This is a genomic window from Actinomadura sp. 1N219 (genome assembly GCF_044326405.1).
In the GTDB taxonomy this organism is placed as follows: Bacteria; Actinomycetota; Actinomycetes; order Streptosporangiales; family Streptosporangiaceae; genus Spirillospora.
Window position 1 is genome coordinate 794623 of the sequence record NZ_JBIRAY010000001.1, and the last position, 25447, is coordinate 820069.

21 protein-coding genes are annotated in these 25447 nt (G+C 71.2%); 11 read left to right on the plus strand and 10 right to left on the minus strand.

The annotated features are described in order from the left end of the window. The first annotated feature begins 13 nt into the window (after positions 1-13). Together ACH35V_RS03605 and ACH35V_RS03610 are read left to right on the plus strand one after the other, a co-directional pair. Positions 14-1813: an alkyl/aryl-sulfatase gene (locus ACH35V_RS03605; RefSeq protein WP_395971127.1), complete on the plus strand. Its 1800-nt coding sequence runs from the start codon at positions 14-16 to the stop codon at positions 1811-1813. Between the two features lie 45 nt (positions 1814-1858). After that, positions 1859-2851: a DUF389 domain-containing protein gene (locus tag ACH35V_RS03610; protein ID WP_395970062.1), complete on the plus strand. Its 993-nt coding sequence runs from the start codon at positions 1859-1861 to the stop codon at positions 2849-2851. A 16-nt stretch (positions 2852-2867) separates the two neighbouring features. Here the strand turns inward: ACH35V_RS03610 and ACH35V_RS03615 are convergent, their stop codons facing one another. Then, positions 2868-4529 carry a SulP family inorganic anion transporter gene (locus ACH35V_RS03615; RefSeq protein ID WP_395970063.1) on the minus strand — a complete coding sequence of 554 codons (1662 nt, stop codon included), beginning with the start codon at positions 4527-4529 and terminating at the stop codon, positions 2868-2870. A 254-nt stretch (positions 4530-4783) separates the two neighbouring features. Between ACH35V_RS03615 and ACH35V_RS03620 the strand changes: the two genes are divergently transcribed. From ACH35V_RS03620 to ACH35V_RS03630, 3 genes are all read left to right on the plus strand, one after another. Beyond that, positions 4784-6478: a SulP family inorganic anion transporter gene (locus tag ACH35V_RS03620; protein WP_395970064.1), complete on the plus strand. Its 1695-nt coding sequence runs from the start codon at positions 4784-4786 to the stop codon at positions 6476-6478. After that, on the plus strand, positions 6475-7155 hold the full coding sequence (locus ACH35V_RS03625; RefSeq protein ID WP_395970065.1) for a GAP family protein: 681 nt from the start codon (positions 6475-6477) through the stop codon (positions 7153-7155). The genes ACH35V_RS03620 and ACH35V_RS03625 overlap by 4 nt, the downstream gene beginning before the upstream one ends. 81 nt (positions 7156-7236) lie before the next feature. Continuing rightward, complete coding sequence (locus tag ACH35V_RS03630; protein ID WP_395971128.1) at positions 7237-8853, plus strand: adenosine deaminase; 1617 nt, start codon at positions 7237-7239, stop codon at positions 8851-8853. A 39-nt stretch (positions 8854-8892) separates the two neighbouring features. Here ACH35V_RS03630 and ACH35V_RS03635 read toward each other — a convergent pair whose 3' ends face one another. Then, positions 8893-9642 carry an MBL fold metallo-hydrolase gene (locus ACH35V_RS03635; RefSeq protein ID WP_395970066.1) on the minus strand — a complete coding sequence of 250 codons (750 nt, stop codon included), beginning with the start codon at positions 9640-9642 and terminating at the stop codon, positions 8893-8895. A gap of 215 nt (positions 9643-9857) precedes the next feature. Between ACH35V_RS03635 and ACH35V_RS03640 the strand changes: the two genes are divergently transcribed. The 4 genes from ACH35V_RS03640 (at position 9858) to ACH35V_RS03655 (ending at position 13138) form a co-directional block, all read left to right on the plus strand. Further along, positions 9858-10391, plus strand: a complete 534-nt coding sequence (locus ACH35V_RS03640; protein ID WP_395970067.1) for a toxin-antitoxin system HicB family antitoxin — start codon at positions 9858-9860, stop codon at positions 10389-10391. 79 nt (positions 10392-10470) lie between these two features. Beyond that, complete coding sequence (locus ACH35V_RS03645; protein ID WP_395970068.1) at positions 10471-11328, plus strand: DUF4097 family beta strand repeat-containing protein; 858 nt, start codon at positions 10471-10473, stop codon at positions 11326-11328. Positions 11329-11357: 29 nt separating this feature from the next. Continuing rightward, on the plus strand, positions 11358-12338 hold the full coding sequence (locus ACH35V_RS03650) for an ATP-binding cassette domain-containing protein (RefSeq protein ID WP_395970069.1): 981 nt from the start codon (positions 11358-11360) through the stop codon (positions 12336-12338). Further along, complete coding sequence (locus tag ACH35V_RS03655; RefSeq protein ID WP_395970070.1) at positions 12335-13138, plus strand: ABC transporter permease; 804 nt, start codon at positions 12335-12337, stop codon at positions 13136-13138. Before ACH35V_RS03650 ends, ACH35V_RS03655 begins: the two co-directional genes overlap by 4 nt. 72 nt (positions 13139-13210) lie before the next feature. Here ACH35V_RS03655 and ACH35V_RS03660 read toward each other — a convergent pair whose 3' ends face one another. Both ACH35V_RS03660 and ACH35V_RS03665 read right to left on the minus strand, forming a co-directional pair. Further along, entirely contained in the window at positions 13211-14191 is a 981-nt protein-coding gene (locus ACH35V_RS03660; RefSeq protein WP_395970071.1) for an NAD(P)-dependent alcohol dehydrogenase, read from the minus strand. 142 nt (positions 14192-14333) lie between these two features. After that, positions 14334-15050, minus strand: coding sequence for a TetR/AcrR family transcriptional regulator (locus ACH35V_RS03665; RefSeq protein WP_395970072.1), 717 nt, complete (start codon positions 15048-15050; stop codon positions 14334-14336). Between the two features lie 170 nt (positions 15051-15220). On the opposite strand from ACH35V_RS03665, the gene ACH35V_RS03670 reads away from it, so the two are divergent. Then, positions 15221-16342, plus strand: a complete 1122-nt coding sequence (locus ACH35V_RS03670; RefSeq protein ID WP_395970073.1) for a DUF6461 domain-containing protein — start codon at positions 15221-15223, stop codon at positions 16340-16342. An 18-nt stretch (positions 16343-16360) separates the two neighbouring features. On the opposite strand, the gene ACH35V_RS03675 is transcribed toward ACH35V_RS03670, so the two are convergent. The 3 genes from ACH35V_RS03675 to ACH35V_RS03685 all read right to left on the minus strand — a co-directional run bounded on the left by ACH35V_RS03675 (position 16361) and on the right by ACH35V_RS03685 (position 19579). Then, positions 16361-17032, minus strand: a complete 672-nt coding sequence (locus ACH35V_RS03675) for a family 16 glycoside hydrolase (RefSeq protein ID WP_395970074.1) — start codon at positions 17030-17032, stop codon at positions 16361-16363. Between the two features lie 22 nt (positions 17033-17054). Then, a complete protein-coding gene (gene wecB, locus ACH35V_RS03680; protein ID WP_395970075.1) occupies positions 17055-18191 on the minus strand; it encodes a non-hydrolyzing UDP-N-acetylglucosamine 2-epimerase in 1137 nt (378 codons plus the stop codon). A 140-nt stretch (positions 18192-18331) separates the two neighbouring features. After that, positions 18332-19579: a glycosyltransferase family 2 protein gene (locus ACH35V_RS03685; RefSeq protein ID WP_395970076.1), complete on the minus strand. Its 1248-nt coding sequence runs from the start codon at positions 19577-19579 to the stop codon at positions 18332-18334. Between the two features lie 501 nt (positions 19580-20080). On the opposite strand from ACH35V_RS03685, the gene ACH35V_RS03690 reads away from it, so the two are divergent. Next, positions 20081-21904 (plus strand): DUF2334 domain-containing protein, encoded by a 1824-nt coding sequence (locus ACH35V_RS03690; RefSeq protein ID WP_395970077.1) that lies wholly within the window; start codon positions 20081-20083, stop codon positions 21902-21904. Positions 21905-21943: 39 nt separating this feature from the next. Here ACH35V_RS03690 and ACH35V_RS03695 read toward each other — a convergent pair whose 3' ends face one another. From ACH35V_RS03695 to ACH35V_RS03705, 3 genes are all read right to left on the minus strand, one after another. Next, positions 21944-22894 carry a glycoside hydrolase family 113 gene (locus ACH35V_RS03695; RefSeq protein ID WP_395970078.1) on the minus strand — a complete coding sequence of 317 codons (951 nt, stop codon included), beginning with the start codon at positions 22892-22894 and terminating at the stop codon, positions 21944-21946. Positions 22895-23093: 199 nt separating this feature from the next. Further along, positions 23094-24359, minus strand: coding sequence for a S8 family peptidase (locus tag ACH35V_RS03700; protein WP_395970079.1), 1266 nt, complete (start codon positions 24357-24359; stop codon positions 23094-23096). Positions 24360-24580: 221 nt separating this feature from the next. After that, positions 24581-25285, minus strand: coding sequence for a pentapeptide repeat-containing protein (locus ACH35V_RS03705; protein WP_395970080.1), 705 nt, complete (start codon positions 25283-25285; stop codon positions 24581-24583). Between the last annotated feature and the right edge of the window lie 162 nt (positions 25286-25447).

Genomic DNA, 25447 nt, shown 5'->3' on the forward strand with positions numbered 1-25447 from the left:
AGCTGTGAGCGCCATGCCGTCGATGGAAGACCGGACCGATTTCGAGAACGCCGACAAGGGCTTCGTCGGATCGGCGTCGCAGGCGAAGATCAAGGACGCGTCCGGCAAGGTCGTCTGGGACCTGGACGCCTACGCCTTCCTCGACGGGCCCTGCCCGGACACCGCGAACCCGAGCCTGTGGCGGCAGTCGCAGCTCACCGCCAAGCACGGCCTCTTCCAGGTGACCGACGGCATCTACCAGGTCCGCGGGTTCGACCTGTCGAACGTCACGTTCGTCGAGGGCGACACCGGCGTCATCGTCGTCGACCCGCTGCTGTCCAGCGAATGCGCGGCGGCCGCGCTGGCGCTGTACCGGGAGCACCGGGGGGACCGGCCGGTGACCGCCGTCATCTACAGCCATTCGCACGCCGACCATTTCGGCGGCGTCAGGGGAGTGGTGCCGGACGGCGCCGAGATCCCCGTCATCGCCCCGGAGGGATTCCTCGAGCACGCCGTGGCCGAGAACGTCTACGCCGGGACGGCGATGAACCGGCGGGCCATCTTCATGTACGGGGCGGAGCTGCCCAGGAACGCGGCCGGCCAGATCGGCGCGGGCCTGGGGCCGACCACGTCCACCGGCACGATCTCGCTGATCGAGCCGACCCTGCTCATCACCGAGACCGGCCAGGAGGAGACGGTCGACGGCGTCCGGATCGTGTTCCAGCTGACCCCCGGCACCGAGGCGCCCGCGGAGATGAACTTCTACTTCCCCGGACGGCGGGCGCTGTGCATGGCCGAGAACGCCACCCACAACCTGCACAACATCCTGACGCTGCGCGGCGCGCTGGTGCGCGACCCGCGGGTATGGGCCCGCTACCTCACCGAGGCGATCGAGATGTTCGCTGACCAGTCGGACGTGCTGTTCGCCTCGCACCACTGGCCGACCTGGGGGACGCAGGAGCTCACCGCTTTCCTGCACGAGCAGCGGGACTTGTACGCCTACCTCCACGACCAGACGCTGCGGATGCTCAACCAGGGCTACACCGGCATCGAGATCGCCGAGACGATCCAGCTTCCGCCCGCGCTGGAGCAGGCGTGGCACGCCCGCGGCTACTACGGCTCGGTCTCCCACAACGTCAAGGCCATCTACCAGCGCTACATGGGTTGGTTCGACGGCAATCCCGCGCACCTGTGGGAGCTGCCTCCCGAGGAGTCGGCGAAGAAGCACGTCGAGTTCATGGGCGGGGCCCAGAGCGTCCTGCCGAAGGCCAGGGCCGCGTTCGAGGCGGGCGAGACGCGCTGGGCCGCCCAGGTCCTGAACTATGTCGTCTTCGCCGATCCAGGAAACACCGAGGCCCGGGAGCTTCTCGCCCGGGTCTACGACCGGCTCGGGCAGGGCAGCGAGAACGGCACCTGGCGGAGCTACTACCTTCAGGGCGCCGCCGAGCTGCGCGGCGACAAGCCCAGCGAGACGCTGGACACCTCGTCCACGGACGTCCTCATGGCGCTCAGCATCGAGCAGGTCTTCGACTCCATCGCCATCCGCGTCGACGGCCCGCGCGCCTGGGAGCACCGCCTGACCATCGACTGGAACTTCACCGATCTCAAGGAGGAGATCAGGCTCAGCCTCGGCAACGGCGTCCTCACGCAGTCCCGCGCCCACGACGGCACCCCGGCCGACCTCACGCTGACGCTGACGAAGCCGCAACTGCTGCGCCTGGTCGCCACCCAGGATCTCGGCGACATCAGGGCCGACGGCGACCCCCGGACGCTCACCACGCTGATGGGGCTGCTGGACGACGTCGACCGCGACTTCGACATCGTCACCCCGTGAACCTGGCCTTCCCGGCTTGACGGCGCATCTTCCTGCCCTGTGCGGATGCTGACCCAGGTTCGGGAGCTGCTGGTGCCGGCGGTGCGGCGGCGGACGCCGACGGAGCTGAGCGCCGAGCTGGATCTGCGATCGGGCGGCGAGGCGAGCCTGTCGGCGTACTGGACGATGCTCGTCCTGTCGGCGGTGATCGCCGCGGCGGGCGTGCTGGCGGACTCGACCGCGACGGTCATCGGCGCCATGATCATCGCGCCGCTGTCCACGCCGATCATGGGAATGGCGCTCGGCCTGGTCAACCGGACCAGGACGGGCGCGGGCGCGTTCGTCCTCGGCGGGGCCGCCGCGGTCGTCGCCGTCGGGCTGGTGGCGTCGCTGGCCGTGCCGCGGACCTACGACCTGCTGTCCAACAGCCAGATCTCCGGCCGGACCTCGCCCGGGCTGGCCGACCTGATCGCCGCGCTGGCGACGGGGCTGGCCGGCGCCGTCGCCCTCGCCCGCCGCGACGTCGCGGCCGTGCTGCCCGGCGTCGCGATCGCGATCTCGCTCGTGCCGCCGCTGGTCGTGGCGGGCGTGTGCCTCGGGGACGGCGCGCCCGTCCTCGCACTCGGCGCGATGGTGCTGTTCCTGTCGAACCTGCTGTCGCTCGTCCTGGCCGGGACGTTCGTCTTCGCCGCCCTCGGCTACCTGGACGCCCCGCCACCAGGCCGGACGCGCACCCGCGCCACCCTGGCGCTCGGCGGGCTCGGGCTGCTCGTCCTCGTCCCGCTGACCCTCAGCACCGCCGCGAACTACCTGTTCGCGGCGTGGGAGAACCGGGTGGAACAGGTCGCCGCCGAGTGGCTGGAGGCCGAGCCCGGCGCCGGCGTCACGAGCGTCCGGACGGAATCCAGGACGTTCCACATCTCCGTCCGCACGCCCTCCGGCCTGCCGCCGCTTCAGGACCTGCTGGCCCGCCTGGACGGGGTCGTCCCCGGCGGCTCGCAGGTGGTGGTCGAGACGACCCAGGGCCGCACGATCAAGGCCGGGAGCGTGGGGCAGTAGCCGTCGCGGGGGCGGGTCAGGGTCCGTCCGGGCGCTCGAAGTCGGCGACGGCGTCGGCGACCCGGTGGTACATCCGGTCGCGGCCGATGCGCTCCTCCAGCCCGGTCGCGCGCAGCAGTTCCCGGACCGGGGCGCGGACGCGGGCCAGCGCCAGCCGCGTGCCGCGCGCCTCCAGATCGTCCAGGACCCGGTGCAGGGTCTGGACGCCGGTGGTGTCCATGTCGTACATGGCCTCGGCGTTGACGACGACGAGCCGGGCGGGCGGGTCGGCCTCGCCGGTGAGCCGCCGCAGGTCGGAGCGCAGCGTGTCGGCGTTGGCGAAGTACAGCGGCGCGTCGAACCGGTAGACGATCAGGCCCGGCACGGTCTCGGCGTCCGCGACGTTCGTGATGTCCCGGTACGCGGTGCTCTCCCCCGTCCGGCCGAGCACGGCCGTGTACGGCATGATCGCGCGGCGCAGCACCTCCAGCAGGGACACGACGACCCCGACCACGATGCCCTGCAGCACCCCGAGCACCAGCACCCCGCCCGCCGTGACGGCGGCCAGCACGAGGTCGGAGCGGCGGATCCGCCACAGCCGCCGCAGCTCGGCGACGTCGATCAGCCGGACCGCGGTGACGATGATGATCGCGCCGAGCGCGGCGTCGGGCAGGTCCCGCACCAGCGGCAGCAGCGTCGCCGCCGTCACCGCGACGACGGCCGCCGCGATGATGCCGGTGAGCTGGGAGCGGGCGCCGGACGCGGCGAGCAGCATGCTCCGCGAGCCGCTGCCGTTGGCGGGGAACCCGCCGAGCATCCCGGACGCGGCGTTGGCGGCCCCGAGCCCGAGGAACTCCTGCCGGGCGTCGGTGTCGCGGCCCTCCTCGGCCTCCAGCGCGCGAGAGGTCAGCACGGTGCCCGCGTACGCCAGCAGCGCGATGCTGAGCGCCGGGACGAGCAGGTCGGGGACGTCGCCGAACCGCGCGTCCGGCATCTCCGGCATCGGCGCCCCGCCCGGCACCGACCCGAGGACGCGCAGGACGTCGTCCAGCCCGGCGGCCGCGACCACGGCGGTCGCCACCGCCAGCGCGACCAGCGGCCCCGGGATCCTGGGCGTGAACCGCTGCATCGCCAGGACGGCGGCGGCCGTGAGCGCGGCGCAGAGCACGGTCGGCCAGTGCGTCCCGGTCACCCCGCTGAGGAACCGCCCGGCCTTGTGCAGCGAGTCGCCCTTGCCGCTGTCCACCGCGGTGATCTTGCTGAGCTGGCTGATGATGATGACCACCCCCGACCCGGCCAGGTACCCGGTGAGGACGGGCGTGGACAGCAGCCGCATCAGCACCGAAGCCCGCAGCACGTAGCCCAGCAGCAGCCATCCCGCGACCAGCAGCGCGAGCAGCCCGGCCAGCCCGGTGTGCCGTCCCGGGTCGGAGCCGGCCAGCGGCGCGAGGACGCCCGCGACCACGATCGCGACCGACGACTCCGGCCCGACGTTGAGCCGCCGCGCCGGCCCGAACACCGCGTAGCCGAGCATCGCGCCGAACGCGGTGTACAGGCCGGTCGTCGGGGGCAGCCCGGCGAGCTGCGCATACGCGAACCCCTGCGGGACGATCACCGCCCACAGCGAGAGCGCGGCGAGGACGTCGCGCCGCAGCCAGGCCCTCTCGTACCGGCGAAGCGTGCCGAGCCCGGGCAGCACCCCGCTAACCGGACGCCCGGAAGGCCGTGCTCGCGTGGGAGGCGGTGTCCTCGTGGGAGGCGGCGGATGCGTGGACGTTCATCGGAACCTTCCCGGCCTCGGACGTCTGCGGCGGAGTCGTGCAGAGAATCTGCCGCACCTCCCGCCGCCGCAAACGACGGGGTGATCGATGCTGGCGCGTTCTTGGTCATTTCGTGGCGAGGCGCCGGGTACCTCCGCTGTGCGTCCTGAGACGGCAAGGGGTGGGGGTCCGCTTGACCGATGCTGATCCGCCGCGCCCGGCCGGTCCTTCGCGTTCGGCCGGTCCGCCGCGCTGGGCCGGGGGGCTGCGGGGCGTCCCGCGGTCGGCGCTGCCCCGCGAGGTGCTCGCCGGGGCGACGCTGGCGGCGCTCGCCGTCCCGCTGAACATCGGATACGCCCAGATCGCCGGGCTCCCGCCGGTGACGGGCCTGTACGCGGCGATCGTGCCGATGCTGGTGTTCGCGCTGCTGTGCTCGTCCCGGCAGCTGGTGGCCAGCCCGGACGCGCCGATCGCCGCGCTGATCGGGTCGCTGCTGGGCGCGATCGCCGCCAAGCCCGGCAGCGCGGAGTACGTGGAGCTCGCCTACGCGCAGGCGCTGGTGTGCGCGGCGGTGTTCCTGCTGTTCGCGGTGTTCCGGCTGGGGTTCCTGGCCGACTTCCTGTCCGAGCCGGTGCTGGTCGGGTTCATCGCCGGGCTGGCGATCGAGATCCTCACCAGCCAGGCGGAGAAGATCCTCGGCATCCGCACCACGGCGGACGACTTCTTCCCCGAGCTGTGGCAGATCATCACCGGGATCCCGGACGCGAAGCCGTGGAGCGTCATCGTCGGCGTCGCGACGATGGCGCTGATCGTGGCGCTGCGCCGGTACGCCCCCGCGCTGCCGGGCCCGCTGATCGCGCTCGTCCTCGCGACGGTCGTGGTCGCGGTCGCCTCGCTCGACAAGCACGGGGTGGCGATCCTCGGGCCGGTGCCGTCCGGGCTGCCCGCGCCGCACTGGCCGGACGTCTCGCTCGGCCGCTGGGCGTCGCTCATCCCGGGCGCGATCGCGATCTGCGCCGTGACGCTCGCCGACGGGCTGCTCACCGCGCGCCGCTACGCCGAGCAGCACGGCTACCCGCTGGACGCCGACCGGGAGCTGCGCGCGTTCGGGTTCGCGAACATCGGCGCCGGGCTCACCCAGTCGATCACGGTCGGGTCGAGCGCGTCCCGCACCGCCGCGATGGACGCCACCGGGTCCCGCAGCCAGATCCCCGCCGTCGTCTGCGCGGCCGTCGTGGCGGTCCTGCTCGCGTTCTTCTCCGGGGTGCTGAAATACCTGCCCGCCGCGGCGCTCGCCGGGATCGTCGCGGTCGCCGTGGTCAGGCTCATCGACCTCCCCGCGCTGCGCCGCCTGTGGACGCTGCGCCGCTCGGAGTTCTGGATCGCGGCCGTCTGCATGCTCGGCGTCCCCGTGCTCGGCTCGCTGACCGCCGTGGTGATCGCGTTCCTGCTTTCGGCGGTGGAGGTGGTGCGGCGCGCCGCGCGTCCCGGCGGCACGACGCTCGGGCCCGGCCCGGACGGCCGCTTCACCGCGGCGTCCCGGCCGCAGGAGGCCGCCGCGGGCCTGGTGCTCTACCGGTTCGGGAACGAGCTGTTCTTCGCCAACGCCGCCGAGTTCGCCGCCCAGGTCGACGACCTGACGACGTCGGGGGACGTGCGCTGGTTCGTCCTGGACGCCGAGGCGATCACCGACATCGACACCACCGGCGCGCAGACCCTCGCGGACACCGCCGGCAAGCTCGCCGACCGCGGCGTCACCTTCGCCGTCGCCCGCGCCCCCCGGTCCCTGCGCGACCTGCTGGTCCACTACGGCCTCGGCGACCTCACCCACTACGACTCCAACGAGGCGGCGCTCGACGCCTACCGGCAGGACGGAGCACACCAATGATCGAGGCCTTCGCCGGGATGCTCCCGTACGTGGTGGGCCTGCTCGTCTCACCGTTCCCCGTCGTCGCGGTGATCGTGCTGCTGATCAGCGCCGGCGGCCTGCGCAAGACCCTGATCTTCGAGATCGCGTGGCTGCTCACCAGCTGGGGCGCCCTGCTCGGGCTGACCCTCCTGCTCGGCGCGGCCGACGTCACCGGCGGCGACCCGCCCGCCTGGATCGCCGCGCTGATCCTCGCCATCGGACTCGCCCTGATCGCGTTCGCGGTGCTGGGGGCGCGCCGCGCCGCCCGGCGCCGGGCGGGCGAGGCCCCGCGCGTTCCCGGCTGGATCGGCGCCATGGACCGCATGTCCCTGGCCCGCATCGCGGGCGTGGCGGTGCTCCTGGTCGTCGCCAACCCGATCAACCTCAGCGCCCTCGCCGGGGCCGCGCTCGCCCAGAGCCTCGTCCCGCTGACCTTCTGGGAGCGGGCGCTGCTCGCGGCGATCTTCGTGGTGCTGGGCAGCGCCGGTGTGCTCGCGCCGTTCATCGTCGTCCAGGCGAGAGGCGAGAACGCCGACAAACCCCTGCAACGGATGCGGCAATGGCTCATCCTGCACAACGGGGCGCTCACCCTCGTCCTCGTCCTGGTGTTCGGCCTCCTCTTCACCGCCAGGGGCCTGGGCCACCTGCTCGCCTGAGCCCCGCTATGACGATCAGATGATCAACTATTTGATTCCTCCCGGGGGAGGCCGCCGCCTTTTCCGAGCATGCCAAGGGTGATGGCCGAGGCTTTTCATCCGGGGGAACGCATGCATTGTCGACGTACGGGCGGACGCCGTTTTCTGGTCGGATTCACCGCTCTGGCCGTCACGGCCGTCATGGCCGGTTCGTCACCCGCCGCCACGGCACTGGCCCAGGACGCGCCGGACGCGCAGGACGCGCCGGACGAACGGGTGGAGGCTTACCTGGATCAGATCCGCGACGAGCCCGGCCGCCTGAGCGTGTTCACCAGGGAGCTGCCCAAGGGCGGCGACCTGCACACTCACCTCTCCGGTGCGGTGGCGACCGGCTGGCTGATCGACAAGGCCGCCGCCGAAGGGCTGTGCATCGATCAGAACGACACCGCCGTCGCCCCGCCGTGCAAGGACGGCGCCAGACCCGCTGCCGACACACGAACCGACCGGGCCTTCTACGACCGCGTCATGCGCGCATGGTCGATGAAGGGATTCACGGCGAAAAGCGGGGAATCCGGGCACGATCACTTTTTCGCCGCCTTCGGCAAGTTCGGCGCGGCCACCACGCAGAAGGGCGCCATGCTCGCCGCCGTCGCCTCCGAGGCCGCGAAACAGAACGTCTCCTACCTGGAGCCCCTGATCAGCCGGCAGACCGGAGCGATGAAGGACCTCGCCTCCAAGCTCGACTGGACCGACGACCTCCCCGCGATGGCCGCCAAGATCACCGGCGCTCCGGGCTTCGACCGCATCGTCGCGAAGGCGGCCGCGGAGACCGACGCCGACATCGCCGAGATGCGGCGGCTCCTGGGTTGCGGCGCCGACCGTCCCGACCCCGCCTGCCGCCTGGCCGTGCGCATCGACCACCAGGTCAACCGCCTCGGAGAGCCCTCGGTGGTCTTCGCCGACCTGCTGCTCGGCGCCGTCCTGGCCGAACGCGATCCCAACGTGGTCGGCATGAACCTGGTGGCGCCCGAAGACGACCCAAGGGCGATCAAGGAATACAGCCGGCAGATGCGGATGGTCGGCTACCTGCACCGCGCCCACCCCGCCGCGCACGTCACGCTGCACGCCGGAGAACTCACGCCCCGATTCGCCGGGCCGGACGCACTGAAATCGCACATCCACGAAGCCGTCACCGTCGCGGGGGCGGAACGGATCGGCCACGGCGTCGACATCGCGGGCGAGGCCGATTCCGCCGAGACGCTGAAGACCATGGCGGAAAGGCACGTCCTGGTCGAGATCAACCTGACCAGCAATTGCCAGATCCTGAGGGTCTGCGGGGCGCGGCATCCCTTCACCCTCTACCGCGCCCACAACGTGCCCGTCACTCTCTCCACCGACGACCAGGGAATCGAGCACACCGATCTGTCTCATGAGTACCTTCGCGCACTACGTGACTTCGACCTCACGTACACGGATCTGAAGACCCTCGCGCGCGCATCACTGGAGCACGCATTCATCCAAGGCCGCAGCCTCTGGCGTTCGCGCGACGTCCACCAACTCGACCGGGCATGCCGGCAGTCTGAAATCGAAGCGTCCCAGCCGGGACCGGCCTGCGCCGCACTCTTGAGTTCCAGCCCCAAGGCTCAACTGCAATGGCGGCAGGAGATCGCCTTCCATCACTTCGAGCAACGCTACAGCGCTTCCGAGCCGGCCAGATAGGAGCAGCCGCCCGATGGCGACGCGCGTCCGTTCCGGCCTTCAGTTTCCTGCGGCGTGAAGACCGTCGGCGTCAATGGTGAACTGCTGACCGTCGGCCGGGAACAGAATGTTCGGACGCGATGACGCCGTTACGTCGTCGCTCACGTGCGTCGCGAGAAGGGGGAGGTCAGGCCAGCGGCCGGCCACGGCTTCGACGTCGTCGAGCCCCATGTGCCCGACTTTGCCCTGCCCGGGAAACGAGGTGTCGATGGCCATCGCGACGCTTCCGCCCGCGAGTTTCTCCACCGACGGACAATGGACGGTGTCGCCGGTGTACCCGAGCCGGGCGCCGGACTCGTCCACGATGGAGTAGCCCAGCGCGGGGACCGTGTGCTGCATGGGCAGGGCGGTAATGGTGTATCCGTCGCCGGACCAGTCGCCGCCCTGCTCGCCGAACTCGACATAGCGCGGCGGCACCCTGGTCTTGAGGTCGGCGAAGGTGCCGGGATAGGCGAGCTCGAAGAGCTCCTCCAGCCGCTCGGCGAATCCGGTCGGCCCGATCAGCACCAGGTCCCGGTCGCGGCTGTGCTGGATGCCCTGTTCCAGGAACAGGAAGACGATGTCGAAGAAGTGATCGGCGTGAAAGTGCGTGATCAGGCAGATGTCGACCGATGTCGGGTCCATGCCCGCGCGCCGCATCGCCTTCATCGATCCGTTCGGGGTGTCGATGAGCAGCTTGCCGTCCACGAGTGCGGACGCGCTCATGCGGTCGCTCAGGATCGAGCCGGTGCCGATGAAACGAAGCTCCACGATGCGTCCCTTCTCGTCGAGGCCCGCCCGCAGCGGACGCGCCGCCTGGTTGATAACCCACCGCAATCAACATCACACGCTCTGTTGTCGTCAGTCGGGCCTAGCTGGGATGGTGGCGTGACGTGTCCCGTGCGCGAGGGCTGACGTCGCTGCCGCGTCGGAGTGACGTCAGATTGGCGGTTGACGTGACGTCAGTCTGACGCCATACTTGTGGCATGGACCTGATGCCGTACGTGGAGAACCTTCGCCGCGAACTCGTCGTGGCCGCTGAGGCGGGCGGGCCCGAGGCGCGCGCCCTGGCCGAGCGCCTTACCGGCGTCCTGGAGTCGGCGGCGCGGCTCGCGTTGCTGGAGGCGCTGTCGGCCGCGGCGGACGAGATCACCAGCGAGCTCGCCCCGGGTTCGGTCGACGTGCGGCTGCGCGGCGGCGACCCGGCGTTCGTGGTGACGCCGCCGCAGCCCGCCCCGGAAAGCGCGGTCGGCGGCGGGACGGAGACCGCCTGGGAAACCGGGCCGCCGCCCGCCGGGCCGCCCGCCGGTGAGGAGGGCGGGACCGCGCGGATGACCCTGCGGCTGCCCGAGCACCTCAAGACGCGGGTGGAGGAGGCGGCGAACCGGCAGGGGATCTCGGTCAACGCCTGGCTGGTCCGCGCCGTCTCCGCCGCGTGCGAGGCCGGCGCCGGGAGCCGTCCCGCCGCACGGCCGCAGCAGCCCCAGAGCGGGCGCAGCTACACCGGCTGGGTGCGTTAGCGCCACCCGCCCGCCCCATCACTCATCGCCCGGCCGCGCGGCCGGGATGTTCCACCGGACCCATGAGGAGGGCTCCGCCATGCCAACTTTCGACACGCCCGAGCCGATCATCGCCGATATCGACGTCTTCGTCGGCCAGGTCCACATCCACGCCACCGACCGCGCCGACACCGTGGTGGAGGTGCGGCCCAGCGACCCGTCCCTGGAGGCGTGCGTGCAGACCGCCGAGCGGACGGTCGTCGAGTTCTCCGGCGGACGGCTGCGGGTCAGGGGCCCGCGGCCCAAGGGCCTCGGGTACCTGCGGACCTGGCGCGGGTCCATCGAGGTGACCGTCGAGCTGCCCACCGGGTCCGGTGTCGAAGCCGGAGTGGCCGCGGGAGGCATGGCGAGCTTCATCGCCACCGGCGTGCTCGGCCGGACGGTCCTGCACAGCTCGAACGGCGACCTGCGCTTGGAGGAGACCGGCCCGCTGGAGGCCAGGACGTCCATCGGCGAGATCACCGTGGACCGGGTGACCGGGCCCGTCGAGGTGACCGGGTCGGTCGGGGCGATCCGGATCGGGACCGTCGACGGAACCGGCACGGTGAAGAACTCCACCGGCACCATCAGCCTCGGCGAGGTGACCGGCGACCTGCAGCTGAAGTCCGGCACGGGCGACATCACGGTCGACCGCATGCTGGCGGGCCTGACCGCCAAGTCCGCGCACGGCCGGATCCGGATCGGCGCCGCGGTGAACGGCAGGGTCCAGGTGGAGGGCGGCCACGGGAAGGTCGGCATCGGCATCCCCGAGGGCACGGCCGCCCTGCTGGATCTGAACTCCAAGAACGGCGTGGTGCGCAACTCCCTGACCGCCGCCGACGGACCCGAGACCACCGACGCCGTCGTCGAGGTGCACGCGCACACCAACTGGGGCGACATCGACGTCCACCGTTCCTGACCCCCCGAACGTCACGAAGGAGACCCCTCATGAGCGACGCGATCACGGCCGAAGGACTGGTCAAGAGATACGGCGAGGTGACCGCTCTGGACGAGCTGAGCTTCTCCGTCCCGCAGGGGACGGTGCTCGCCCTGCTCGGGCCGAACGGCGCCGGGAAAACCACTACGGTAAGGGTTCTGACCACATTGCTGCGCCCGGACGGCGGCCGCGCGACCGTCGCCGGATTCGACGTCGTCGGCGACGCCCGCCGGCTGCGCGCGCAGATCGGGCTGTCCGGCCAGTACGCCGCCGTCGACGAGCACCTCACCGGCGCCGAGAACCTGGAGATGGTCGGACGCCTCTACCACCTGGGCGCCAAGCGCAGCAAGGCCCGCGCCCGCGAGCTGCTCGAACGCTTCGACCTCACCGACGCCGGCGACCGTCCGGTGAAGGGCTACTCCGGCGGCATGCGCCGCCGCATCGACCTCGCGGGCGCGCTGGTCGCCGACCCTCCGGTCCTTTTCCTGGACGAACCCACCACGGGCCTGGACCCCCGCGCCCGCGCAGCGCTGTGGGAGACGATCTCCGAACTCGTCGCGGGCGGCAGCACGCTGCTGCTGACCACGCAGTACATGGAGGAGGCCGACCGCCTCGCCGACCAGATCCTGGTGGTCGACCACGGCCGCGCCATCGCCCGCGGCACCGCCGACGAGCTCAAGGACCAGGTCGGCGGCAGCCGCATCGAGCTGACCGTGACCGACGCCGCCGAGCTGGAGACCGCCAGGGAGACGCTCGGCTGGGTCGCCGTCGGCGCGATGCGGACGGTCCCGGAATCGCTGCAGATCACCGTCCCGGTCACCGACGGGCCCGAGGCGCTCCGCCAGGTCCTCGGCCGGCTCGCGGGCGCCGGGGTCCGGGTGCGGGACGCCGGCCTTCGCCGCCCCACCCTCGACGACGTCTACCTCACCCTGACCGGGCACAAGACGTCCGGCGCGGGCACCGACACGCAGGCCGAGGAGGCCGCCCGATGAACGCCATCACGATGCCCATCGCCGACGGCTGGACGATCGCCAGGCGCAACACCCTGAAGATCCGGCGGCAGCCGGACCTGCTCAGCAGCACCCTCATGCTCCCGATCGTGCTCATCCTGCTGTTCGCCTATGTTTTCGGAAGTGTCATCGACGTTCCCGGGATGTCGTACAAGGAGTTCCTGCTTCCCGGCATCTTCGTCCAAGCCGTGATCATCGGCGCGCAGACCACCGGCTACACGCTGACGCTGGATTTGCAGAAGGGCATCTTCGACAGGTTCCGCTCGCTGCCGATGGCGCCGTCCGCGGTGCTGATCGGGCAGACCGTCAGCGACGTGCTGATGAACCTCGCCAGCCTCGTCGTCATGGCGGGGATGGGGCTGGTCGTCGGCTGGCGGGTGCACACCTCGCCGTACGAGGCCGTCCTCGGCTTCGCGCTGCTGCTGCTCTTCGCCTACGCGTTCTCCTGGTTCACCGCGACCGTCGCGCTGGCCCTGCGCACTCCGGAAAACTTCAACAACATCGCGACCATGGTCTCCTTCCCGCTGATGTTCGTCTCCAACGCCTTCATCGACAGCTCCAAACTGCCCACGCCGCTGCGCGTCGTCGCGGACTGGAATCCCGTCTCCACGTTCACCCAGGCGGCGCGGGAACTGTTCGGCAACACCAGCACCGCGATGAAGACGTCGGACGCCTGGCCCATCCAGCACGCCATCCCGGCGTCGTTGCTCTGGATCGCCGTCATCCTGCTCGTGTTCGTCCCGCTGGCGACCCGCCTCTACAAGCGGGCGGTCAGCGCCTGACCAGCGCGACAACAACGCCAAGGCGCCCCAACCTCGGGGCGCCTTTTGCGTTGCCCGGCCCGGGCGGGACGGTCAGAAGGCAATGGCGACTTTTCCTCGTGCGTGGCGCTGCTCGATGTAGCGGAGTGCCTCGGGGATCTGGTCGAACGGGTACGTCCGGTCGATGACGGGCGTGAGCCGGTCCTTTTCCATGAGGTCGGCGAGGAAGCGCAAGTCCGTGGAATTGGGCTTCCAATGGACCGTGCCGATGCGCTGGCTGACGAACGGGGGCGTCAACGCGCCGCGGTACACCTGCGCCGCCGGGCCGAGCAGCCCGCCGCGGCCCGAGGCGATGCCGCCCACGATCACCAGCGTCCCGCGAGCGGTCAGGGCGCGCCGTAGCCGGGCCAGCGAGCGGTTGCCCACGTTGTCGATGAGCAGGTCGTATCGTCCCTCTCGTTCTGTGAAGTCCTCGCGGGTGTAGTCGACGGTGTCGTCCGCGCCTAGGGAGCGGACCAGTTCGGCGTTGCGGGTGCTGCACACGCCGGTGACCTCGGCTCCGAACGCCTTGGCGAGCTGGACGGCGAACGTCCCGACGCCGCCGGACGCCCCGTTGACGAGGACGCGCTGCCCGGCGGCGATCTTTCCGACGTCCCGCAGCCCCTGGAGCGCGGTGATGCCGGCCATCGACACCGACGCCGCCTGCTCGAAGGTGAGGCGGGCGGGCTTGACGGCGAGCCTGTCCTGCGGGACGGCGACCAGCTCAGCGAACGAGCCCAGCCTGACCTCCCCGAAGACCTCGTCGCCGGCCCGCAGCCCGGTCACGCCGTCGCCCACCCGCTCGACCACCCCGGCGAGGTCGGCGCCGAGGACGAGGCCCGGCTTCGGTCGCCGCAGGCCGACCACGAGCCGTACCAGCTTCGGGTCGGCCGCCACATGGCGCCAGTCGTAGGGGTTGACGGACGCCGCCCGCACCCGGACGAGGACCTCGTCGCGGGCGATGCCGGGTTCGCCGACGTCCTTGAGGGCGAGCACGTCGGGTGGGCCGTAGCGGTCCCAGCTCCAAGCCTTCATGGGCTCTTCCTTTCGGCGGGCGACGCCGTCCGTCGTACGGCGTAAGGTTGTCATACGCCGTAAGGTTATCGTACGGCGTAAGGGAGTCAAGGGCCGCCGGGAAAGTGCGGGCTCAGCGGTGTGCCATGAGGACCGGCGGGGGTCACCTACCGGCGGTGCGGCGCCGTTCCAGCCCTTCGAGGATCAGGTCGAGCGCGAACTCGAACTCGAACTGGTCGTCGCAGAAGCCGAGGGTGCCGTCCGGATCGTTGTGGACGGCGTCCGCCATCATCCCGACGATGTTCGGGAACCGGTCCGCCATCTGCTCCATGATCGCGTCGGCTCCCTCGGCAGGGGCCTGGGCGCCGTCGGGGGAGAACAGTTCCTGCGTGAAACCCAGGGCGCGGCTGCCCAGGACGTGCAGCGCCCGGTGCGCCAGTTCGTAGGAGAAACCGCCCGCCCGGAGAACGCCGACGACATGGTCGTAGTAGGCGATGACGAGCGGGCTCGTGGCGGAACGGCTTTCGAGGACCTGCGGGGCCCAGCGGTGGCGCAGGAACACGTCCCGCGCCGCGAGGATCTGCGCGCGCAGCGCGGCCTGCCAATCCTCTTCCGGAGGCGGGGCGTCGACGTCGTCCACCGCCGCCATGATCTCCCCGAGGATCACCTCGACGACGCCGTCGAACACGGCCTCCTTGTTGGCGACGTGGTGGTACAGCGACATCGCCTCGACCCCGACCTCCTGCGCGAGCCGGCGCATGGTGAGCGCGCCGAGTCCGTCGCGGTCGGCGAGCGCCACGGCCGCGCGCAGCACCCGCCTCCGGCTCAGCGGAACGCGGGGCTGCTCGGTCACCTCGTCGGCGTCGGCCCGTGGGGTCATGCGTACACGGTAAGCCTGCCCGCTCCGCGCCCGGCACCCGGCCGCGACGCCCGGCGTCCGGCCGGCGTTCCGCCGATGGGCTGGGCGTTCGTCCGACTCGCCGTCCTTTGTCACAGGACGCTGCCATGATTCTCGGGCCATGCCACCGACGACGACCTTCCGGAGGAGCCATGCTCAAGGTGACGCACGACGGCGTGGAGTGGATCGACGGCGACGGCGGCGGTCCGCTCGGCGAGATCTTCTGTCTCACCTTCCTCAAGGGGGTCGATGAGACCGAGGCGCTGTCGCGTCTGGGCGGGCTGCCGGACACGCTGCGTCCCCGCACCCTGGCGGAGGCGGGCGAGGCGTCCATGTCGTACGAGGCGGGCTATGCGGAGTTCGCGTTCGCGCTGGACCTCGGCGGCTGGACGGTGCTGATCGAGCCCAACGGCTTTCAGGGCTCGCTTCAAGAGCCGCTGACGGCGCTGTCCCACGGCACCGAGGCGGTGGCGGTACAGCGGCACGACTACGCCGACCATGCCTTCCGGTACGCCGTCGACGGCACGCTGGTCACCGCGTTCGAACCCACCTGGCCCGATCATCGCTGGGGGAGCGAGCCCGACCGGTTGCTCGGGCAGATGCGCGCGGTGGGCCTGGACCTGGACGCCTACGACGAGGACGACGAAGACGGCGAAGACGGCGAGGACGACGGCTACGTGCCGAGCGCGTACGTCCCGGCCCTGCTGCTGGCGGGCCTGATCACCGGCGCCGTCCCGCATCCGGACGCCCTGGCCGAAGAGCTGCCGTCCGCCGAGATCGAACCGTGGTTCAGCCCTGCTCCGCCCCAGCTGTCCCACGCCCCCACCGATCACGCCGTGATCGCGGCCCTCCAGGCCGCCCCGCCGGACGTGCTCCGCGCCGTCGCCGCCCGCGAGACGATGCGCCTGGCCTCCGTCCTCGGCGTGGACGGGACGCCCGGCCTGGCGGAGGCGGTCGCCGCGGCCGAGCGCGGCGAGCCGGTCACCGTCCCACCCGGCTCCGAACTCGGCACGCACGTCCGCTCCTGGCTGCGGCGCTCACGTCAGGCAGGCGGATCACTCAACGACCCGTTCGCCCGCTCCAACCTGAGCGACGACGAGCGGACCGCCGCCAACATGCTGGGCTGGTTCACCTCCGTGTTGAACGCCGCGCTGTGGCCCGACCCGCACGCTGCTGCCCGCGCCGTACTCCGCCCGCTCACCGAGGGCCCTTCCGAGCTCCGCGACTCCGCCGCGGAGACCGCCGTCCTGCACGCCCTCCGCGGCGACGCCTAGTGCGGTGTCCAGCGACGCCTAGCGACGGGCCTGGACGAAGATTTCGCGGAACTCGACCTCCGCGTCCTCGGTGTAGAGGCCGACGGCGCCTCCCGCGTACGGACGTTCCACGTCGGTGAACTCGGTCACCGGCCGTCCGTCCACCCGGACGGACATGGTCGCGCCGCGCTGGACGACGCTGACCCGGTACCACTTGCCGATGGCGAAGGAGCGCTCGCCGGTGGCGAGGAACCGCTGCCCTCCCCGGTAGGCGGGGTCGCGTTTGCCCAGCTCCCAGCCCGTGGGTTTCAGGATGAAGTAGTAGAAGTGGTGCTCGTCGGAGTAGGCCCAGACGATCCACGCGGCCTCCCACGGGTTGGGGGCCTTGTCGCGCAACTGGGCGACGGTGCGGGCGCGCAGGCGGAAGTCTATATGCCCGTACCGCGCCTGGGAGACGACAAGGCCCGCGTGCGTCTCCGCCGGATCGGTGGCCGGCTTCGGACGCAGCGAGATGACCCCGCCGCGGGAGCCGTTGGCGCCGTGGCCGTCGAACACCGCACGCCAGGGGCCGTGGACGGTGCCGTCCCGCCATCGGACGAACCGGTCCCCGCCGCGGTCGAGCACGGCGGTCACGGCGGCGACGGTGAGCAGGGCCGCCAGGGCTAGCGCGGGCGACCATCGGAAGGCGCGGGGCATGGCGGAGGGTGTCATGGTCGACATCATGCGGCAGGGCTCAGTCCCGTGCCGCGCGGCGCACGGCGTCCGTCCGGAGGCAGTCGCCGACGAGCGCGTCGACGATCCGCCCGGCCGCCCGGCCGTCGCCGAACGGGTTGACCGCGCGGGCCATCCGGTCGCGTTCCGCGGGGTCGTCCAGCAGCCGGGTCGCCGCCGCGTAGACCTCGCCGGGGTCGGTCCCGACGAGCCGTGCCACCCCGGCGTCGATCGCCTCGGGACGTTCGGTGGTGGTCCGCAGGACGAGCACGGGCTTGCCCAGGCTGGGGGCCTCCTCCTGGACGCCGCCGGAGTCGGTGAGGACGAGGTCGCACGCGGCGAGCGTCGCGGTGAAGTCGGCGTAGCCGAGCGGCTCGCAGATCGTGACGCCGGGATGCCCGGACAGCCCGGGGAGCAGGGCCTCGCGCACCGCGGGGCTCTTGTGGAGCGGGAGCAGCACCTCGCAGTCGCCCCGGTCGGCCAGGCGGCGGACGGCCCCGGCGAGCCCGCGCATCCCGCCGCCCTGGTTCTCGCGGCGGTGCAGGGTCACGAGGATCCGCTTGCCGGCGGTGCGGAACGCGACCTCGCCCCTGTCCTGGCGGAGCATCCAGTGGAGGTTGTCGATGACGGTGTTCCCGGTCGTGTGGACGTCCGGCCCCGCGATCCCCTCGGCGCGCAGGCAGGCCGCGGCGCGTTCGGTCGGCGCGAAGTGCCAGCGGGCGATGCGGGTGATCAGCCGGCGGTTCAGCTCCTCGGGGAACGGGTTGTAGAGGTTGCCGGTGCGCAGCCCCGCCTCGACGTGGGCGACGGGGACCTGCTCGTAGGACGCGGCGAGCGCGCCGCACAGCGCGGTGGTGGTGTCGCCCTGGACGACCACCACGTCCGGACGCTCGGCGCGGAGGACCGCGTCGAGGGCGGTGACCAGCCGTCCGGTGAGCCCGGACAGCCGCTGCCGGTCGCGCATCACGGCGAGGTCGGCGTGCGCCTTGACGTCGAGGGCCGCCAGCATCGGCGCGAGCATCTCCCGGTGCTGGCCGCTGCTCACCACGATCGGCTCGCAGAGCGGGGAGGCGTCCATCGCGCGGACGACGGGCGCGAGCTTGATCGCCTCGGGCCGGGTGCCGAGGACGAGCATGGCCCGGACCGGAGGCTCGGTCACGACGTTCCGCGGCCGGTTCCGTGCGGGGTCACGCTGGGGGAGAACAGCCATTGTCTCTGCTCCTCGCAGGCATGGTCGGAATGACGCGACGCCCACGTGGGGAGGGCGTCGCGCGGCGGAAGTCGGGGTGGGGGTCCTGCCTAGGTCCGTGCGGTCTTGAGCCAGGTGTGCCTGCCCGTGAGGACGCGGCCGACGGCCCACCAGCCGGACACGAACCAGACGTAGCCGTAGATCACATAGAGGTGGCCGAGCAGCAGCGAGTACGGCCTGCTCACCGGCTCACGCTTGCGGTAGACGAACGCGTAGGCGGCCGCGAGGCCGAAGGTCATGACGTAGAACCAGGGCAGCCACCACAGGGACAGGGGGCTGGTCCCGGTCCGGATCGAGGCGACGGCCGTGTCGCCGAGCATGAGGGCGAACGAGATCGGCAGCAGCGAGGTGAGCAGCAGCAGCGCCGGGCTCGACAGGTGGTACAGCAGGTCCGCCGCCGGCCGCGGCGCGATCGTGCGCAGGATCAGCGGCGCGAGGCGCGACGCCTGGATGTGCCCCTGGAACCAGCGGGACCGCTGCCGGAGCAGCCGCCCCACGGTGAGGACGGCCTGCTGGTGGACGGCGGCGGTGCCGCAGTACGCGTTGGCCCACCCGGCCGCGATCAGGCGGACGCCGAGGTCGAGGTCCTCGGTGAGGCAGTCGCTCCACGGCCTGCCGGGCAGCGAGCGCAGCGCGGCGAGCCGCATGAACTGGCCGTTGCCGCCCATCCCGACGCTGCCGAGATGCCGCCTGGCGTTCTGGAAGATCTCGCCGTAGACGACGAATTCCATGTCCTGCAGCCGGGCGAGAAGACGATTGTGGCGGTTGTACATGCGTACGCCCACCTGGACCGCGCCAACGCCCGGATCGTTGAAGAAAGGGTCGACCTGTTCGGCCGCGTGATGATCGAGGCGGCCGTCGGCGTCCACCACGCAAATGATGACGTCGTGCGGGTCTCGACCGTCCAGGACGTTCGTTTCGGACAGCCATTCGAGTCCGGCGTTGAGCGCCGCGCCTTTTCCTTTGCGGGCATCCGGAAATACGCGCCGGTAGAGATGGATTCGGCCCGGCGCGGACGCCGCGGCCGCGGTGACGATTTGGGCCGTTCCATCGTCGGACGCGTCGTCCACGACGAGGACCATAAAGTCGGCCAGCGGGAGATCGGCGAGGCGCGCCAGGCTTTCGCCGATCACTTTTTCCTCGTTCAGGCACGCGAGCATGAAGACATAGGTTCGCTCCCTTCCCGTTTCGCGCGGATGCGGCGTCCGGCGCTGGGACAGCACGAACATTCCGCTGTTGTACGAGACGGCCAGCACGATGATCGCCAGGCTGCCGGCCACCGCGAGCTGGCCGATCATGGCCACTCCCGGGAACGCCTGGCCCTTACACCGGCCGCGGCGCGAATCCGCACACCGGCGAGGAAAAGGCCGAATGCGGCCACGCAGTATAACCCGAAACCGATTCCGGTTATCTGCAGAAAGATTCGTGCTACCTGCATGACAGGCGTCTCTTCCGGTGCCGCCACGATGCCGGTGAAGGCCAGAAGGACGCCGATGGACGACTTTATGTACACCGCCATATACCCCCGTTTCCGCGCATGCCTGCGAACGGAAGGACCGCGCTCTCCGTAGCTCCCCTTCGACGGATGCGGGACCCTCCGCGGTGTTCCACTCCGGGACTCGTCAACTGTTCCTCGCGAACGGTACCCCGAAGTAAAGTCCTGTCAAAGTCGAGAAGATGGAAAAGCCGCGGATCGGCCGGATCGCGCCAGTGCCGCATCGATTTCCGCGGGTGTGGCGCGAAATTTCGCCCAGGGTGCGGAGTTTTTCACTCTTCGTTGAGGACGTGGAGGCAGTTCCATGACCATGAAATGGCGCAGCCGAAAAGGGGCTGTCCTGCTGGCGGTGGTGACCGCGTTGGCCGTGCAGACCGTCCCGGACGCGGGGGCCGGGACGGCCGGGGGTGCGGCCGCACCGGGCCACGCCGGGCCGGACGCCCGGCACGCCGAACCGCACTCCCTCGGACGCCCGGCGTCCGCGCTGAAGCTGAAGGAATGGGCCAAGACCCAGCGGACGGCCGACCGGCGCCGGCAGGCGAAACCACCGGCGATCCGCCCGCTCAAGGGGCTCAACCTCACGCCGCCTACCAGGCGGCCCGCGCCGCGGGGGGCCGCTGACGCGTCGGCTCTCGTGCTCTACGACACGGCCGGACCGTACGGGTTCCTCGGCGAGCTGTACGGGATGGCCACCGCGAACCTGGCCGGCGGCTTCGGCGCCGTCTCGGCCAAGCCCGTCCAGCAGTACGCCGCCGGGGAGGTCGAGCAGCACACCGCCACCATCTACGTCGGCTCGACCTACTACGGCGGGTCCGTCCCCGACGCCATCCCGGACGCGTTCTACGCCGACGTGGCCGCGACCGCCAAGCCCGTCGTGTGGATGAACGACAACATCTGGACCCTCGCCGGCAAGGTCGGCGTGCCCGCCTTCACCCGCAAGTACGGGTGGGACCCGACCCGGTCGTCCTTCGAGCCGGTCGGGAACGTCACCCGGGTCGACTACAAGAACGAGCCGCTGACCCGCACCATCCCCGCCGGGGCGGACGGCGGCATCCTGCGTCCCGCCATCACCGACCCGGCCGCGGTGACCACCCTCGCGACGGCCCAGGACACCAGCACGACCCCGGCGACGGCCTTCCCGTGGGCGATCAAGTCGGCCAACCTGACCTATCTCGGCGAGATCCCCTACGCCTACACCAACGAGACCGACCGGATCATCGCCTGGCACGACCTGCTCTTCGACGCCCTCGCCCCCGACACGCCCGCCCGGCACCGCGCCGTCCTGCGCTTGGAGGACATCAGCCCGGCGAGCGACCCCGCCGACCTGATGGCCGTCGCCCAGTACCTGGCCTCGCAGAACATCCCGTACGCGTTCCAGGTGATCCCCGTCTACACCGACCCGAAGGGGGTCTACAACGACGGCGTCCCGGAGACCGTCACGCTGGCCCAGCGACCGCAGGTCGTCGACGCGCTGAAGTACCTGGTCGCCAACGGCGGACGGATCGTGGCGCACGGCTACACCCACCAGTACCAGGACGTCCAGAACCCCTACACCGGCGTGACGGGCGACGACTTCGAGTTCTTCCGCTCGCACATCGACGCGAACAACTCCGTCATCCTCGACGGCCCCGTCCCGGAGGACTCCCTGGCGTGGGCGTCCCAGCGGATCACCACGGGCAAGGCCTTGTACGCACCGGCCGGGCTGCCCACGCCCGACATCTGGACGACCCCGCACTACGCGGGCTCGGCCCTCGCCTACGAGGCCGTCAAGCAGTCCTACGCCGCGCGGCTGGAGCGCAGCCTGTACTTCGCGGGCCAGCTCTCCGGCGGCCCGATCGACGGGCAGCGGTACATCGGCCAGTTCTTCCCGTACCCGGTCCGTGACATCGGCGGGGCGACCGTCCTGCCGGAGAACCTCGGGAACTACGAGCCCGAACCGGCGAACAACCACGCGGCGCGGACGCCCGCCGACATCGTCCGGGCGGCCCGGTACAACCTCGCGGTGCGGGACGGCTTCGCGAGCACCTTCTACCACCCGTACTTCGGGACGGGCCCGCTCACGGAGATCGTGAACGGCATCCGGGACCTCGGTTACACCTTCGTCGACCCGGCGAGCCTCGTCCCGTAAGAGGGCGCGGATCCTTCGGCGCTAACTCCTTGCTGGGCGTTACCTGGGACGCCACCAGCGCCGGAGGATCCGCTCCGCGGGCTTGCCGTGCGGCGAGTACGAGAGGCCCGGAGGGGTCTCGGCCGCGCCGGGCCAGTCGTCCCACATCCACCAGTGGACGCCCGCCCACCATGACCGGCCGGTGCAGCTCGCCAGCAGGGCCTCGTAGGCGGCGGCCTGCTCCGCGGCCCCGTCCGCCTTGCTGATGTCCCAGGCCCACGGCTCGGTCGTGGACCCTCGCTGGCTCACGTACCCGGCCTCGGTGAACAGGACCTTGCGTCCCTGGCGCGCGGAGAAGCGTCCGACCCGCTGCAGGATCGGCGTCCAGGCGCGACGCAGCGCGGCGACGTCGGTGGTGGGACGGTCGGCCAGCGGCCAGTAGGCGTCGATGCCGATCAGGTCGAGGACGTCCCAGAACGCAACCTGCTCGTACTCGTCGTAGTTGGCGGCGTAGACGAGCGTCCCGTGGAACTTCGCGCGCACTGCCTTGACGATGGCCAGCCAGGGACGCCGGTCACCCGACAACCCGGCCAACTCGGTGCCGACCGACAACTCGTCAACGCCGGTCTCCCGCGCCAGGTCGGCGTAGTGGCCGATGAAGCGCGAGTAGGCGGCGTACCAGCGGCGCGCGTCCCGTGGCTTGATTTCAGCCCGGTCCCTGTCGCCGGGCAGATCCACGTGCGGTTTCAGCAGGACGCGGAGCCCTGCCTGCCGTGCCAGGCGAACGATGTGCCGCACGCTCGTGTCGCTGGCCGTCTGCTCCGTGCGGTGCATCTCGGCGTCCTGCGGCGACCGCTGGTACCAGGTGGGGTTGAGCTGGATCCAGGACGCGCCCGCAGCGGCGATCGACGCGACATAGGCGCCCACCTGCGGACCGGCGTAGTCACCGGAGTCCCAGGACGGCAAGGCGATCCCGTGCTGCCGCCCGGCTTGCGCCGGCGATCGGCTCACCGATTCTTCCGGCCCCGCCTCGCCGGACGTCGAGCACGAGGTGGCCGCGGACAGGACGACGGCGAGCAACGCCGTCGCCCGCAGTCCCCGACCATGGGCCGAAGGCCCGTCCGCGTTCCTCACTCGCTCCATTCCAGCCGACCCGGCCGCCCGGCGCGAGCGAGCGGCTCACCTTGGCCGGAATGCGACAGGGCCGGTACTAGCGGGTTTGGCCGAGCCTCCCCAGCGCGGTGACGTTCAGCAGGAGGTTCGGGGAGCCGCTGCCGGGATTGGAGATGACGCCCCGCTGCGCCGCGTTGACCACCGCGTTCCGTGCCTCCAGCGGCGTCGCGTTCGGGTGGGTCTCCATGTAGATCGCGAGCGCCCCGGCCGCGTGCGGCGTCGCCATCGACGTCCCGCCGAGCACCGTCGAGCCGGTGTCGGACCCGTTGTCGGCCGAGGTGATGTCGCCGCCCGGCGCGAACAGGTCGAGGCAGCGGCCGTAGTTGGAGAAGTAGGACACCCCGTCGCCCTCGTCCGTCGACCCGAGCGTGACGGCCTCGGACACATCGCCGGGCGCGTCGCAGCCGTTCCTTGAGTCGTTGCCGGCCGCGATCGCGAACTGGATGCCCGCGCGGATCGCGCCCCTTGTCGCCTCGCGGAACGCCTCCGGCTCGGGGACGGGCGGGTCGGAGGCGATGCTCATGTTGCCGACGGCGGGCTTCTGGGCGTTCTTCGCCACCCACTCCAAGCCCTGGATGGCGAGCCGGTCGGGGGAGTAGCCGTCGCAGTCCAGGACCCGCACCGCGACGATCTTGGCGTCCTTGGCGACGCCGTACTCCTTGCCGCCCACGGTGCCCGCCACATGGGTGCCGTGGCCGTGGCAGTCCTGCGCGGTGGTGTCCTTGTCGACGAAGTCGTAGCCGTCGACCGCCCTGCCCTCGAACGTCCGGTGGCTGATCCGGACTCCGGTGTCCAGGACGTAGACGCTGACGCCGGTGCCCGCGCCCGGGTAGGTGTAGACGCGGTCCTGCTTGCCGTCGACACGGTCCGTGCCCCAGCTCGGCGGATTGGGCTGCGTGCCGCCTCCGGCCGCCGTCCGGACCAGCACCGACTTCTGCACGTACCGCACCGCCGGATCCGCGGCCAGGCGGCGGGCCTGCGCGGCGGTCATGTCGGCGGCGAAGCCGCGCATCACGGCGCTGAAGACGCCCTGCACGGAGCCGCCATAACGGCCCGCTAGATCCTGCGCCTGGGCTGCCACCGGGGCGTCGGCTCCGGGCGCGAGGGACGTCGCGCCCTTCAGCGCGACGATGTACTGGCCGTCGACGGTGCCGGGCGAGTCCGCGTTGATCACGTGGCCCTCGGCGGCGTTCGCCGGGGCCACGAGCCCGCCGACGCCACCTGCGCCGAGCAGCGCGGCGACCGCGATCAAGACCGGGCGCCGGGCCCTCGGCCGTCTCTGGATCTTCCTGACCGTACCCATTCTCGTTCGCCTCCGTACCCGTGGCGCGGACGGCCGGGAGCTGGGCCGCCGGGCCATAACACTAGGCTTTGCCCGAAGGTCGAACAATCCGAGAAAACTGCCTAAAAGGGAAGCTTCTTCCGTCAGCTTCCCCCCTTTTCCGGTGCTCAGACGCCATTCCGGGGACTCTTGATGGTGATCATCAACGCCGAACTAATCTGTGGCTCGCTTTGCCGCACGGGTCACCGGCAGGCACCGCCAGAGGGCTTCCCGCTCCAGGTCTTCCCGGCGACCTCGTCATACACCGCACCGTCGAGATCGGCACGATCGACCCACGCCCCGCCCAGATTGGCCCCGGTCAGATCGGCGCGGCGCAGGCACGCGTCCCTGAGATCCGCGCCGCGCAGATCTGCGCCGCGGAAGCTCACGCCGTCCAGCCGGGTCCTCGACAAAGTGATGCCCTGGGCGGACGCACCGGCGAAGTTCTCGTGCCGCAGATCCAATCCACCCAACTGCGCCCCGGCCAGCAGTGCCCCACGAAAATCGGTCCGATTCACGACGTCTGCGGTCAGGGCCTTTCCGCGCAGATCGACCGGGCCCGCCGGTTTCTTGTCCGTCGTCCCCAGATCGACGAGGTCTCGCGCGGACGAAGCGTGGATGACGAGCGCCGCCAGCCCGGCGAAAAGGATCGCGAGCGCGACCGCGAAGCCCTGTTCTCGTGGGTTGAGCGCCCGGCCCATGAGGACGAAGCCGACCGCGAGGCAAACGCCCAGTGCCGCGAGAGAACCGCTCGTCCCGAAGAACTCCCCGCCGACCGCGACCAGCGTTATGGCAAGTGCCGGCCATATCCAAATCGGCAGACCTCTTGCCCGGTCGCCCTGGGGCGGCGGAGGATCAACGGGGAGCACCTGCTCGCCGGCGACGCTGGAGGTCGGTGTCTGCGCCACGCTTCGATATTGGCAGAACCGGCCCTCCCTGGCGAGCGGTCGTCCGTCTCGTCCGCACCATCCGTCCGCGCCCGATCCCACGGGCGAGCGAGCAGGCCAGCGCAGCGGGAGCCCCCTGACATGACACATTCAGGGCCGTTCACCCCACCCGGAGTGACCATC